This is a genomic window from Streptomyces sp. ITFR-16 (assembly GCF_031844705.1).
In the GTDB taxonomy this organism is placed as follows: domain Bacteria; phylum Actinomycetota; class Actinomycetes; order Streptomycetales; family Streptomycetaceae; genus Streptomyces.
Genome location: NZ_CP134609.1, coordinates 6,287,399 through 6,300,420 on the forward strand (window position 1 = coordinate 6,287,399; position 13,022 = coordinate 6,300,420).

Sequence of the window (13,022 nt, forward strand, 5' to 3'; positions counted from 1 at the left end):
GTCCCCGGACGCGACGAACGCCCCGGCGCCCCCGGCAAGGGGTACCGGGGCGTCCCGTCTTCCCGCTACCGCTGGAGCGCGGCCTTCATCATCTTCTGCGCGATCGGGGCCGCGAGGCCGTTGCCGCTGACCTCCGAGGCGGCCGAGCCCGAGTCCTCCACGATCACGGCGACCGCGACCTCCCGGCCGCTGGACCTGTCCTTCGCGTACGAGGTGAACCAGGCGTACGGGGTGTTGCTGTTGCCCACGCCGTTCTCGGCGGTACCCGTCTTGCCGCCGACCTCGGCCCCGCCGATCCGGGCGTTGGTGCCGGTGCCCTGCTCCACGACGGTCACCATCGCGCTGCGCAGCTGCTCGGCCGTCCTCTTCGAGACGACGCGCTTCATGTCGCCGTCCGCGAAGTCCTCCAGCGTGCCGCCGTCCGCGTCGGTCACCTCGGACACCATGTGCGGCGCGGCCAGCTCACCGCCGTTGGCGAGGGCCGCGGAGACCATCGCCATCTGGAGCGGGGTCGCGGTGACCTCGAACTGGCCGATGCCCGACAGCGCCGTCTGCGCGTCGTCCATCCCCGTCGGGTACAGGCTCTTCGAGGCCCGGACCGGCACATCCAGCTTCTCCGTGTTGAAGCCGAACTTCTCCGCCGTCGCCCGCACCTTGTCCTGGCCGAGGTCGGCGGCGAGCTTGCCGAAGACGTTGTTGCACGAGTACTTCAGTGCCACCCGCAGCGTCGCGTTCTCACAGGGCGCGGCGGGGTTCTCGTTCCTCAGCGGGGTGGTGGTGCCGGGCAGTGTGTACGGGCTGGGGCTCCTGGTGGGTTCGTCGACCGAGCCGTAGAGGCCGTCCTCCAGCGCGGCGGCCGCCACCACCAGCTTGAACGTCGAACCCGGCGCGAGCGGCTGCCGCATCGCGCGGTTGACCAGGGGCTTGTCCGGGTCGGCCAGCAGCTTCTTCCAGGTGTCGCCGTCGGTCGTTCCGCTGATGCCGGACGGGTCGTAGGACGGCGAGGACACCATGCCCAGGATCTGCCCGCTCTTCGGGTCGATCGCCACGGCCGCGCCCTTGTCGTCGCCGAGCGCGTTCTTCGCCGCCTTCTGGACGTCCGGATCGATCGTCGTCAGCACATTGCCGGGCGCGGTCTGCTTGCCGGTCAGCGCGTCCAGCGGGTTCTTCAGCCGGTCGTCCGTGCCGTCCAGCACATGGCTGTAGATCCCTTCGAGCTGGGTGGAGCCGTACGCCTGCGAGCTGTAGCCGGTCACGGCCGCGTAGAGGTCGCCCTGCCCATAGGTCCGCTTGTACGCGAGATCGCTGCCCTCCGTCCTCTTCGATCCGGTGACCGGGGAGCCGGCCACGATGATGTCGCCGAGCGGCTGCGCGTACTGCGCGATGATCTTCCGCCGGTTGTGGTCGTCGTCTGCGAGCGCCCGGGCCTGGTACGCCTGCACCCAGGTCGCCCGCCCCAGCAGGGCGAGGACCAGCAGCAGGGAGAAGACCGAGGCGCGCCTGATCGTCTTGTTCATCCCGCTGGAGGGACGAGCGGGAGGCGGCACCGCGTTCCCGGCTGTGCCACTTCTCACGCCTTCCTCATGAAGAGCCCCGGTTCCTCATGAAAGCTCCCGGGGGCTGTGGCTCAGCCCGGGGTGATGAACCCCGACTCGTACGCGGCGATCACCGCCTGGGTGCGGTCCCGGGCACCGGTCTTCGCCAGGACGCCCGCCACATGGCTCTTCGCCGTCGCGGGCCCCACCCGCAGCCGGGCCGCGATCTCCGCGTTGGTCAGCCCGCTCGCCATCAGCCGCAGCACATCCGCCTCCCGGTCGGTGAGCCGTGCCACCCACGGCGGTGCGGCGGACGGCCGGGGCGGTCCGTACGCGGCGGCCAGCCCCCGGACCGACGCGGGGAAGAGCAGCGAGTCGCTGCGGGCGACCAGCCGCACCGCCCGCACCAGGTCCTCGGCGGCGGCCCGCTTGAGCAGGAAGGCCGCCGCCCCGGCGCGCAGCGCCTCGTACACATAGGCGTCGTTCTCGAAGGTGGTGACGACGACGATGCGCGGCGCCGGGTCGAGCGTGGCCAGGATCTGTCCGGTGGCCCGGATTCCGTCGGTCTCCGGCATCCGCACGTCCATCAGCACCACATCGGGCCGCAGCGCCCGCACCACGGAGACGGCCTCGGCACCGGTCGCCGCCTCACCGACGACCTCCAGTCCCTCCTCCGCGTCCAGGATCACCCGCAGCGCGGTGCGGACCATGCGTTCGTCGTCGGCGAGGACGATCCGGACCGTGGGTGCGCTCATCGCCGCTCCTGTTCGGGGGTGTGCAGGGGAAGGGCGGCGGTCAGCCGCCACCTTCCGTCGTGTGCGCCCGCCTCGGTACGGCCGCCGAGCAGCACGGCCCGCTCCGCGATGCCGCGCAGCCCCCGCCCGCCGCCGGGGCGCACCACCGGCGGCCGGTCGGGCAGCGGGCTGTCCAGCACGATCTCCAGCCGCGCGCCCACCGCGATCCGCAGCCGGACCGGCTCGTCCCGCCCGCCGTGCCGCAGGGCGTTGCTCAGCCCTTCCTGCACGATCCGGTACGCCTGCCGAGAGACCGCAGCCGGGACGGCGCCCGGATCGCCCTCGGCGGTGTACGCGACGCTCAGCCCGCAGTGCGCCAGCAACTCGTCCACCGCGTCGAGCCCGGGCCCGGGCACCTCGTCCTGCCCGCCGTCGTCGTCCTTGCGCAACAGCCCCAGCACGGCGTCGAGTTCGTCGACCGTGCGCCGCGTCGTCTCCTCGATCGCGGTCAGGGCGTCGCGGACGAACTCCGGGTCGGTGTCCAGGACCCTGCGGGCGGCGCCCGCCTGGAGGGTGACGGCGCTGAGCGCGTGGCCGACGGAGTCGTGCAGTTCGCGGGCCAGCCGGTTGCGGACGGCCAGTTCGGCCGCCCGGCGCTCGGCGGCGGCCAGCCGGTCGTCCGGGGTCGGGCCCAGCAGCACCGGCGCCCGGTCCGCCAGCAGCGCCCCGGCCGCCGCCGCGCAGCCGGCCAGCGCGGCGAGCATGGCGACCCCGGCCACCGGCGCCAGGGCCAGTGCCCACGGCCGGTCCAGCGCCTCGGGCAGGCCCGTCACCGCAGAGTCGCGTACGGCCGTGAGGAACGGCAGGGCGACGACTCCGACGGCGAAGGGGACCAGCGCCAGTGTCATCCCGCTGATGATCCCGCCGAGCCCCACATGCAGGGTGAACCAGGCGGCCGAGCGGATCCGCGCCTGCCGGGTCCTGGCGGGCCCGTCCGCGAGCGGCCGGTCCGCAGGCAGCCCGCACAGGGCGCGGGCGGCGGCCGCCGAGAGCGGGCGGGCGAGGGGGAGGAGCGCGGTGACCGCGGCCATCGGCAGCGCGTAGGCGAACGCGGACAGCTGGTGCGCCGGCGAGGAGAAGACATCGGCACCCGGGCTGTACAGACCGACGATCACGGTACCGACCAGGAAGTACGGCATCAGCAGGGCGCCGCCGATGATCAGATGCAGCCAGCGCAGCCGGGCCCGCCGGCCGAGCAGCGGCCTCACGCCGGGCGGCCCGGCGGCCGGGTCCCGGCCGAGCGCTCCGCGAGGAAGTACGCGCCGAGCGTCACCACGAGCGTTCCGACGAGCATCTGCACAGCGTAGGTCAGCACCATGGCGGGGGTGGGCTGTTCGGCGGCGTCCCTGGCGGGCAGCAGCGAGGCGAGGCTCATCCAGCCGCCCCAGCAGGCCGTGGCCCCGGAGCCGCCCCAGGCCAGGGCGAGCGGTACCCGCAGCGGCAGCGCGGACCGGCGGAAGGCGAGCAGCAGGACACCGGCGACGGCCGCGGCGACGAACAGGACGTAGACCGCTTCGAGGGCGTAGTAACCGCTGTCGCGCTGTGCCGCGCGGGCGTCGCTGAGCCCGGCTGCCGAGCCGGTGGCCCAGAGCAGGTGCACGGTGCCGGGCGCGAGCGCGACCAGGGAGGCGGCGACGGCGGCGGCCCGCAGCGCGGGTGCGGTGGGACTGCCGGGCAGTTCACGCAGTGCGCCCCGCCAGAGGTGGCCCCAGCGGTCGCGGGCGTACAGCACGAACAGGGCGCCCAGGGCCAGGCCCTGGAGGATGAAGCCGCCGTAGACGACTGAGAAGACCCACTCCCGGAGGAAGGGCCGGCCCGACTCGTCCTGGACGACCTGCCCGCCCAGGGCGCCGACGAGCAGTTGCAGCGGATAGCCGGTCATGACCGGCAGCAGCAGGCCGGTCGCCACCCACATCGGCAGGGCGAGCAGCCAGGCGGGAACCCGCAGGCCCCACGGCTGGGTGAGGAGCAGTGCGATGACCACGACCAGGCTGTCCAACAGCACCGAAGCGCCGTTGCCGACGGCGAGCGCGGTGCTGTGGTCGAGCAGTTCGCTGCCCTCGGGGATGCCGAGGCGGCTGCCCGAGAGCCATGCGGCCTTGAGACCGACGTACGGCGCACAGGAGACGATCGCGACGATACGGAGCACGGTCCGCGCCGGGGTGGTGCCCCGTGCGGCCGCAGCGGGAGAGGTCTGTGTCATGGGATCCACGCTTGCGCGCGGCCCGTCCGGGCACCTCCTGCCCGGTGACGATCCGTCTCCGCCGCGTGGCGGAGACGGATCGTCACCGGCGTCATCCGGAGAGGGTGAACACCAGCTCGTCCGTCTCCTCGCCGCGCGCGTGGGCGTAGCCGTGGTCCTTGCCCGTCACGGTGAACCCGCACTTCTCCAGCACCCGTCGCGAGCCCGTGTTGTCGGCCGCGGCGCGCGCGAACAGCGGCCGCTCCGGTACGGCGTCGAGCAGCGCGGCCAGGGCGGCGGTGGCCACCCCGCGCCCCCAGAGGGACCGGTCGATCCAGTACGTGACGTCGCGGTCGCCGGGCGGCCCGTACACCCCGGCGTTGCCGGCCACCACGCCGTCGGCGAGCACCGTGCGCATCACGACGGACGGGTCCGCCAGGATGCGCGCCCAGTGGGCGTCGAACGCGTGCCGGTCGGTGGGGTCCTCACTGGTGAAGGCGGCGACGCGGACCGACTCGGGGTCGCACATCCAGGTGAAGAACAGCGGCAGGTCGCCGTCCCGGACCGGGCGGAGGGACACATCCATGGTCAGAGCCTCCGGGTGGCGAGGGTCAGCCGGTCGCGCGCGTCGAACAGTGCGTCCTTGACCGTCTGCTCGTGAGCGGGCGTGAGCCGGGCGACCGGCACCGAGCAGCTGATCGCGTCCCGGGCCGGGGTGCGGTAGGGGATCGCGACACCGAAGCAGCGCAGCCCCAGGGTGTTCTCCTCACGGTCCACCGCGTATCCCTGCTCGCGGATCAGGTGCAGCTCCTCGATGAGCTTCTCCCGGTCGGTCAGGGTGTGCTCGGTCAGCGCGGGCAGCGTCTCGGGCAGCATCTTGCGGACCTGCTCGTCGCTGTGGGTGGCCAGCAGCGCCTTGCCGAGCGAGGTGGAGTGGGCGGGCAGCCGGCGGCCGACGCGGGTGAAGGGGCGCAGATAGTGCTGGGACTGGCGGGTGGCGAGGTAGACCACGTTCGTCCCGTCGAGACGGGCGAGGTGGATGGTCTCCGTGGTGTCGTCGGAGAGCCGGTCGAGGGTGGGGCGGGCCGCCGCGACGACCTCGTCGCCGTCGATGTACGAGGTGCCGACCAGCAGCGCCCGTACGCCGATCCCGTACCGCGTCCCCGTCGCGTCCGTCTCCACCCAGCCCAGCTCGACCAGGGTGCGCAGCAGCATGTAGAGGCTGGACTTGGGGTATCCGACGGCTTCCTGGACGGCGGCGAGCGAGTGCATACCGGGCCGTCCGGCGAAGTACTCCAGCAGCTCCACCGTCCGTACCGCGGACTTGACCTGTGCCCCACCAGACTCGGCACCCGACATCGCCCCACGCCCCTTTCCAGCCCACTTACGAAACCCTGCGACTTCTTGCCAACACCGAACGCCCGGAAATAGAGTCGCTTCATATTCACGATCAGGAACTCTGTTCAGAATACCGAACAACTTCTGATGTGTGGCAGTGGAGCGGAAGGGAACACGGTGGCAGCAGCACCAGTCTGGAGCGTCGACCCCCGCACCGGGAACCCGCGCGAGCAGGTTGCGGTGGAGGCTACAGCGGAGGAGGTCGACCGGGCGGTCCGGGCCGCCCACGCCGTGCGCGACGCGCTCGCCGACCGCACCGTGCGCGCCGCTTTCCTGCGCGGCGCGGCCGATCTGCTCACCGAGACCGGCGAATACGTCATCGAGGCCGCCGACGCCGAGACGGCCCTCGGCCCGGCCCGGCTCACCGGCGAACTCGCCCGCACCGCAGCCCAGTTGCGCGCCTTCGCGGAGGTCGTCGACGAGGGCGCCTACCTCGATATCCACATCGACCACGCGGACGCCACCCGCACCCCGCCCTGGCCCGACCTGCGCCGCTACAAGATCCCGCTCGGCGTCGTCGCCGTCTACGCGGCCAGCAACTTCCCGCTCGCCTTCTCCGTCCCCGGCGGCGACACCGCCAGCGCCCTCGCGGCCGGCTGCCCCGTCGTCGTCAAGGCCCACCCCGACCACCCGGCCACCTCCGAGCTGTGCGCCTCCGTGCTGCGCCGCGCCGCCGCACAGCACGGGCTTCCCGAGGACGTCGTCACCGTGGTGCACGGCTTCGACGCCGGCATCGAGCTGATCAGGCACCCGCTCGTCGCCGCCGCCGGCTTCACCGGCTCCGTACGCGGCGGCCGCGCCCTGTTCGACGCGGCCGCGGCCCGTCCCGCGCCGATCCCCTTCCACGGCGAACTCGGCTCCCTCAACCCCGTCGTCGTCACCGAGGCGGCCGCCGCCGAGCGGGGCGAGCAGATCGGCACCGGCCTGGCCGGCTCGATGACCATGGGCGCGGGCCAGTTCTGCACCAAGCCCGGCTTCGTCCTCGCCCCGGCCGGCGAGACCGGCGACCGGCTCCTGAAGTCCCTCACCGAAGCGGTCAGCGACACCGAGGCGGGCGTCCTGCTCGACCACCGGATGCGCGACGCCTTCCTCGCCGGAGTGCGCGAGCGGGCGGCACTCCCCGGCGTGGCGGCCCCGGTCACCCCCGGCGCGGGCGGCGAGCACACCGTCGCGGCCGGCTTCCTGACCGTGCCGGCGCGGCTGCTCACCGAGGAGGGCCCGCACGACGCGCTCCTGGAGGAGTGCTTCGGCCCCGTCACCGTCGTCGCCCGCTACACCTCCGAGGACGAGATCACCGCCGTCCTGTCCCGGCTCCCGGGCAACCTCACCGCCACCCTCCAGATCGCCGCCGAGGAGGCCGAGGGCAGCGCGGCCGGGCTCCTCGCCGCGCTCACCCCGCTGGCCGGGCGCGTCCTGGTCAACGGCTGGCCGACCGGCGTCGCCGTCGCCCCCGCCCAGCACCACGGCGGCCCCTACCCGGCCACCACCTCCACCTCCACCTCGGTCGGCGCCACCGCCGTCGAGCGCTGGCTGCGCCCGGTCAGCTACCAGACCACCCCCGAGGCCCTGCTCCCGCCGGAGCTGCGCGAGGACAACCCGCTGGGCCTGCCCCGCCGCGTGGACGGACAGCGCGCATGACCCTGCGACTTCCCGAACTCCCCTTCGGCCTGGAGCCGTTCGGCCCCGCCACCGGCTGGAGCTACGAGGACGGCGTGCTCACCGGCCGCGCGGGCGCCCGCCAGGACCGCTTCGTCCCGCCGGGCGGCGAGTCCCTGGACCCCGCGAGCGACGCGCCCCGCCTGCTGGGCCCCGCCCCGGCGGGCGACTTCCAGCTGATCGCCCGGGTGCGGGTCGGCTTCGCCGCCGCCTTCGACGCGGGCGTCCTCTACCTCCACGTCGGCGAGCGCGCGTGGGCCAAGATCTGCCTGGAGCTCTCCCCGGACCGCCCCACCATCTGCACGGTCGTCACCCGGGGCCACTCCGACGACGTCAACTCCTTCGTCGTGGACGGCGACAGCTACTGGCTCCGCCTGAGCCGCACCGGCAGGGCCTTCGCCTGCCACGCCTCCGCCGACGGCGAGAAGTGGACCTTCGTCCGCGTCTTCGCCCTCGGCACCCCGGAGGACACCGCCGCCGCGTCCATCGGCTTCCTGGCCCAGTCCCCGACGGGCGACGGCTGCGAGGTCGCCTTCGACCGGATCACGTTCCGGCCGACGGGTCTCGCGGACCTCCGGGACGGCAGCTGACGCAGGACGCAGCCGCGGTCTCGGGTCCGTTCCGTACACCGTCGAGGCGCATGCCGTTCAGTGGGAGACGCTCCCCGGCCTGGGCTCCGGCCCGGGGGCGTGCCCGGGCTCAGTGCCGGACCGTCACCACGATCTTGCCGGTGTGCGTGTTGGACTCCATGAGGCGGTGCGCGTCCGCCATCCGCTCCAGTCCGTCGAACGTGGCCCCGACCACGGGGGCCAGCGCGCCGCTGCGCAGGCCGGAGGCGATGAAGTGGGCGGCGCGGCGGCGGCCGGCCGGGTCGGCCGACAGGGCGAGGTTGTTGTAACCGATCACGGTCAGCGGCCAGTTCAGCGGCATGACCGTCGGTCGGCCGTCCAGCCAGCCGTACTGGACCAGCGTCCCGTCCGGTGCGGCCGCCTCGCCCAGCGTGGCGAAGCCGGGGCCGCCGATCGCGTCGAGGATCAGCCGGACGCCCGCGCCGCCCGTGATCCGCCCGACCTCCTTCACCAGGTCCTCGTCGTCCGTCGTGACGACATGGGCGGCCCCCGCGTCGAGCAGCGCCCGCTTCTTGGCCCGGGTACGGGTGGTGGCGACGGGGACGGCGCCGATCCGGTTGGCCACCTGGAGGGCCGCCGTGCCGACCCCACTCGACGCCCCGGTGATCAGTACGTGGTCTCCCGGGCGCAGCCCGCCCTTCTCGATCAGCGCGCCGTAGGCGGTGGAGTACGTCAGCCAGACGGCCGCCCCGTGCGCCGCGTCCACGCCCTCGGGCCGGTGGAACACGTACCCGGCCGGCGCCACCACGCGCTCGGCGTAGAGGCCGTGCCCGCTCAGCTCCTGCGCGTGAGTGGCCGTCACGGGGTCGCCGGGGGCGAATTCCTCCACTCCGGGACCGACGGCCTCGACGGTGCCGGCCGCCTCGTAGCCGTTGCGGGAGGCGGGCAGCGTCGGCTGGTAGAAGTAGGTGCCGGCGCGGAAGAGAGCCTCGGCCCGGTTCAGGCCGAGGGCCTCCACCCGGACGAGGACCTCGCCGGGGCCGGGCGCGGGAAGCGGCACCTCCTCGACGGTGAGGACATCGGGGTCCCCGACGGTGTGGAAGAGAACGGCACGTGTGGTGGCGGGTGCCGACGTGTGTGTATCGGTCATGGGCACCACCGTAGGAACCCGCGGCGAGACGCTCCATGTCCCAGGAGCGCCTCTCCATGTCCGATCGTCTCGCCTCCCCGGAAGGGCGGATACGCTGCCGCCATGGATGTCCTGAGCGACGTGATCACCTCCATGCGGGCGGGCCGTCCGCACTCCTCACGCCGCCGCGAGTACGCCCCCTGGGGCATGCGCTTCCCCGCCTCCGAGGGCGCCGGATTCCATGTGGTGCTCCAGGGCTCGGCCTGGCTGATCCCGCCCGGGGGCGCGGCGCCGCAGCGGCTCGGCGTCGGCGACGTGGTGTTCCTGGCCCACGGACGCGGACACGCGCTCGCCGACGACCCCGGCACGCCGCTCGCCGATGTTCTCCCCGGCCCGGACGGCAGCTGGCCGGCCCCCGCCGACGAGCCGCCCCCCGACCCGGAGGCCCCGGTCACCCAACTCCTGTGCGGCGCCTACAAGCTGAACCGGGCCCGCGCCCACCCCCTGCTCTCCCACCTGCCCGACGCGGTCCACCTCCCCGCCCGGGTCGGAGCCCACCCCGCGCTGCGCGCCGCCATCGACCTGCTCGGCACCGAACTGCGCGACCCGCTGCCCGGATCCGACGCGGTCGTGCCCGCGCTGCTCGACACCCTGTTGCTCTACATCCTGCGCACCTGGTGGCTGGAGCAGCCGTCCGGCGGGCCGGACGGGCACCCGGCGGGCTGGGCGGCGGCGCTGGCCGACCCGGCGGTCTCGGCGGCCCTGACCGCCGTCCACGACGACCCGGCCCGCGCCTGGACCGTCGAGGAGCTGGGCGCCCTCGGTGGCCTCTCCCGCGCCGCCTTCGCCCGCCGGTTCACCGCGCTGGTCGGCGAACCGCCACTGACCTATCTGACCTGGTGGCGGATGACCGCGGCCGGCCGCCTGCTGCGGGCCGACGACGCGCCGCTGCGCTCGGTCGCGCAGCGGATCGGCTACGCCTCGGAGTTCGCCTTCGCCAAGGCGTTCAAGCGGGAGTACGGGGTGGCCCCCGGGCAGTACCGCCGCCAGGCGGGCTGACTCAGCGTCATGGGGCCCGGAGTTGGGTCCTGGGGCCCATGACGCCGGCGCCCGTTCTCCGTAGCCTGAGAGGCCGTCATTCCGGTGCCGGGCAGTGCGGTTGGGGGAGCGAAGCATGTCTGCGACTGGTGGCATACCCGCGTACGGAGGCGTCGGACCGGCGTCCGGGGCGGGGCGGCGCGAACTCCCGCGCGCCATGGGCGCGGTCCGGATGCTGGTGCATGTCCTGTTCGGCGCGACGCTGCTGGGCGGCGCCGGGCTCCTGGGCTCCGCGCTCGCCGCCGACGCGCTGGACGCCACCCTGCTCGGAATCCTGCTCTACGGCGCGCTGCCCGGGGTTGCCGCCTGGCTGCTCTCGCGGCGGGTCTGGAGCGGCGGCCGGGGTGTGTGGGCCGGACTGGTCGCCGTACAGATCTGGCTGATCGTCGGCGGCGCCTCCAACGCCTCCGACGGCTCGCTGCACGGGTTCACGCAGGTGTTCCTGCCGGTCCTGATCCTGGTGTTCCTGTGCCGGTCCCGGAGCCGTGCGTGGTTCCGGCTGCCGGAGGGGGAGCGCGAGGAGAAGCCGGAGTTCTCGTTACCCCACATGATCACCTGGCGCCGCGACCGGGGGCAGTCTGCCCTGGAGTACGTGGGTCTGGTCATGGTCGTCGCGGCCATCGTGGTGTCCCTGCTCCTGAGCGGGATGGGCCCCCGGATCGCGGACCGCTTCCAGGCGGCCGTCTGCTCGGTCACCGGCACCTCCTGCCCGGCGCCGGGCAGCGGCACGGTCAACGCCGGTGACAGCGCGGGCGGTACGGACGCGGGCGGCGCGGACAGCGGGGGCGCCGACGGCGGCGCCACGGTCGCCGGCGGCGCGGACACGGGCGGCGGTACGGAGGGGAGCGGTGGGTCCGCCGGGAGCGGAGAGACCACCGGCACAGGCGGCACAGGCGGGACCGACGGGACCGACGGGGCCAGCGGGGGCGCGGACGGCGCGGCCGGGTCCACCGGCTCCGCCACCGGAGGCACCGGCTCCACCGGCGGCGCGGGCGGCTCCGACACCGCCGGCGGCTCGGACTCCGGCGGCTCGGACACCACCGGCGGTTCGGACACCACCGGCGGTTCGGACACCACCGGCGGTTCCGACTCCGCCGGCGGGGCCACCGGTGGCACGGCGGGTCCCGACGGGCCCGGTACCGACACCTATCCCGAGACCGCCGCCGAGCCCGAGGCCGAGTACGACGACATCCCGGCCTCCGGCGAGGACGACTCGGAGGACGGCGGGGACGGCGGGGAGAAGAAGGAGGACTGCGGCGGCTGGGGCTTCTTCGGCTGTGCCTGGGACCGCACCACCCAGGTGGCCAAGGGGCTCGCAGTGGACGGGGTCTGGGGCGATGTGACCGGCTTCGTCGACCTGTTCAAGCCCTCCACCTGGTCCGGGATCGCCGACTACGGCAAGCAGCTCGGCGGCCAGTGGATGGACGACTCCAAGAACGCCGGGGACAAGTGGAGCAAGGGCGACTACCTCGGCGCGTTCGGCGACTGGGGCAAGGCGTCGCTCAACACCGTGGTGAAGGTCGGCGACGACATGTTCGTCGGCGACGACGTCCGCGAGCGGTGGAACAACGGGCAGAAGACCCGGGCCGTGACCGACGTCGCGTGGAACGTCGGCTCCCTCTTCATCCCCGGGTACGACGTCGCGAAGGTGATCGGCAAGACCAGCAGGCTCGGCAAGATCGGGAAGATCGCCTCCGACGTGGCGGAGGCCGCCGACGACGCCGGGCGCGCCTCGCGCAAGGCCCGCAAGGCGGCCGAGGCCGGGGACGTCAACGGCGCCCGCAAGGCCGCCAAGGAGGCCGACGAGGCGGCGGACGAGGCGGAGGACGCGGCCCGCAAGACCGGCTGCACGATCGCCTTCGGGCCCCGCACGCGCTACGGAGGCGTCGGTGTCGCCGGTTCCGGGACCGGGGTGCTGGCCGCCGGTCCGCCCGGCCGGGTCGTCCTCGCCGACGGCGGGTGCGACAAGAAGGCCGAGGCCGAGGCCAAGCGGGCCCGCGACGAGGAACGCGCCGCCTGGACGGAGAAGAAGCGCGCCGAGGAGAAGGACCGCGCGGCCAAGGCGCTGGAGAAGAAGAAGCCGTGGCCGGACCCCAAGCGCAACGACACCTCCGACCCCCGCAACTACAACTCGCCGGACTGGGCCAAGGACCTGAAGGACCCCGAACTCGGCTCCGCCGACGCGGGCGACGGCTTCTGGGGGAGCCGCGACCGCAACCCCAAGCCCAACTGGAAGAACGAGTCCTGGCTCCGCTACCAGGAGCAGATCACGGGCACCAAGCGCGGCAAGGAGTACATCGTCGCCAACCCCAAGGAGGGCAAGCCCCCGGTGGAGTACGACGGCTGGGACTCCGGCCGCCAGACCTTCCTGGAGGCCAAGAACGGCTACCGGAGCTATCTGTCGAAGGGGGACGCGGGCACGCTCACCAAGTCGGGCCGCGACAAGTTCGTCAAGGAGGCGACCGAGCAGGTCAGTGCCTCCGGCGGCCGTCCGGTCGAATGGCACTTCTCCGACCCGGACGTGGCCAAGGCGGCCCGCAAGGCCTTCCGTGAGGAGGGCCTGCCGATCAAGGTCGTCCACAGCAAGCAGAACCCGGCCAAGAGCACGAGGAAGCCGGGGGCGTTCGACTAGGGTCTGTCCGGCGGATGACGGCTCTCGAC

Annotated in this window: 11 protein-coding genes; 4 read left to right on the plus strand and 7 right to left on the minus strand. The window is 73.7% G+C overall.

Features of this window, described 5'->3' with window-relative positions; translation table 11 throughout:
• Positions 1–65 precede the first annotated feature (65 nt).
• The 6 genes from RLT58_RS27860 to RLT58_RS27885 form a co-directional block, all read right to left on the minus strand.
• Positions 66–1,517, minus strand: a complete 1,452-nt coding sequence (locus tag RLT58_RS27860) for a peptidoglycan D,D-transpeptidase FtsI family protein (RefSeq protein WP_311313114.1) — start codon at positions 1,515–1,517, stop codon at positions 66–68.
• Between the two features lie 110 nt (positions 1,518–1,627).
• On the minus strand, positions 1,628–2,290 hold the full coding sequence (locus tag RLT58_RS27865) for a response regulator transcription factor (RefSeq protein ID WP_311313115.1): 663 nt from the start codon (positions 2,288–2,290) through the stop codon (positions 1,628–1,630).
• A complete protein-coding gene (locus RLT58_RS27870) occupies positions 2,287–3,537 on the minus strand; it encodes a sensor histidine kinase (protein WP_311313116.1) in 1,251 nt (416 codons plus the stop codon). Before RLT58_RS27870 ends, RLT58_RS27865 begins: the two co-directional genes overlap by 4 nt.
• Entirely contained in the window at positions 3,534–4,532 is a 999-nt protein-coding gene (locus tag RLT58_RS27875; RefSeq protein ID WP_311313117.1) for a hypothetical protein, read from the minus strand. The genes RLT58_RS27870 and RLT58_RS27875 overlap by 4 nt, the downstream gene beginning before the upstream one ends.
• A gap of 91 nt (positions 4,533–4,623) precedes the next feature.
• Entirely contained in the window at positions 4,624–5,097 is a 474-nt protein-coding gene (locus tag RLT58_RS27880; RefSeq protein ID WP_311313118.1) for a GNAT family N-acetyltransferase, read from the minus strand.
• 2 nt (positions 5,098–5,099) lie between these two features.
• A complete protein-coding gene (locus tag RLT58_RS27885; protein WP_311313119.1) occupies positions 5,100–5,870 on the minus strand; it encodes an IclR family transcriptional regulator in 771 nt (256 codons plus the stop codon).
• Between the two features lie 156 nt (positions 5,871–6,026).
• Between RLT58_RS27885 and RLT58_RS27890 the strand changes: the two genes are divergently transcribed.
• A complete protein-coding gene (locus RLT58_RS27890) occupies positions 6,027–7,547 on the plus strand; it encodes an aldehyde dehydrogenase (NADP(+)) (RefSeq protein WP_311313120.1) in 1,521 nt (506 codons plus the stop codon).
• A complete protein-coding gene (locus tag RLT58_RS27895) occupies positions 7,544–8,155 on the plus strand; it encodes a DUF1349 domain-containing protein (protein WP_311313121.1) in 612 nt (203 codons plus the stop codon). The genes RLT58_RS27890 and RLT58_RS27895 overlap by 4 nt, the downstream gene beginning before the upstream one ends.
• 109 nt (positions 8,156–8,264) lie before the next feature.
• Here RLT58_RS27895 and RLT58_RS27900 read toward each other — a convergent pair whose 3' ends face one another.
• On the minus strand, positions 8,265–9,284 hold the full coding sequence (locus RLT58_RS27900) for a zinc-dependent alcohol dehydrogenase family protein (RefSeq protein WP_311313122.1): 1,020 nt from the start codon (positions 9,282–9,284) through the stop codon (positions 8,265–8,267).
• A 102-nt stretch (positions 9,285–9,386) separates the two neighbouring features.
• Here RLT58_RS27900 and RLT58_RS27905 point away from each other — a divergent pair, with 102 nt between their 5' ends.
• Both RLT58_RS27905 and RLT58_RS27910 read left to right on the plus strand, forming a co-directional pair.
• Complete coding sequence (locus RLT58_RS27905) at positions 9,387–10,322, plus strand: AraC family transcriptional regulator (protein WP_311313123.1); 936 nt, start codon at positions 9,387–9,389, stop codon at positions 10,320–10,322.
• A 115-nt stretch (positions 10,323–10,437) separates the two neighbouring features.
• A complete protein-coding gene (locus tag RLT58_RS27910; RefSeq protein ID WP_311313124.1) occupies positions 10,438–12,993 on the plus strand; it encodes a Tox-REase-5 domain-containing protein in 2,556 nt (851 codons plus the stop codon).
• Positions 12,994–13,022: the final 29 nt, after the last annotated feature.

Excerpts from the sequence above, each read along its gene's own strand:
- RLT58_RS27900 (WP_311313122.1), bottom strand. The coding sequence starts at position 9,284 with ATGACCGATACACACACGTCGGCACCCGCCACCACACGTGCCGTTCTC.
- RLT58_RS27860 (WP_311313114.1), bottom strand. The coding sequence starts at position 1,517 with ATGAACAAGACGATCAGGCGCGCCTCGGTCTTCTCCCTGCTGCTGGTC.
- RLT58_RS27905 (WP_311313123.1), top strand. The coding sequence starts at position 9,387 with ATGGATGTCCTGAGCGACGTGATCACCTCCATGCGGGCGGGCCGTCCG.
- RLT58_RS27875 (WP_311313117.1), bottom strand. The coding sequence starts at position 4,532 with ATGACACAGACCTCTCCCGCTGCGGCCGCACGGGGCACCACCCCGGCG.
- RLT58_RS27895 (WP_311313121.1), top strand. The coding sequence starts at position 7,544 with ATGACCCTGCGACTTCCCGAACTCCCCTTCGGCCTGGAGCCGTTCGGC.
- RLT58_RS27910 (WP_311313124.1), top strand. The coding sequence starts at position 10,438 with ATGTCTGCGACTGGTGGCATACCCGCGTACGGAGGCGTCGGACCGGCG.
- RLT58_RS27885 (WP_311313119.1), bottom strand. The coding sequence starts at position 5,870 with ATGTCGGGTGCCGAGTCTGGTGGGGCACAGGTCAAGTCCGCGGTACGG.
- RLT58_RS27880 (WP_311313118.1), bottom strand. The coding sequence starts at position 5,097 with ATGGATGTGTCCCTCCGCCCGGTCCGGGACGGCGACCTGCCGCTGTTC.
- RLT58_RS27865 (WP_311313115.1), bottom strand. The coding sequence starts at position 2,290 with ATGAGCGCACCCACGGTCCGGATCGTCCTCGCCGACGACGAACGCATG.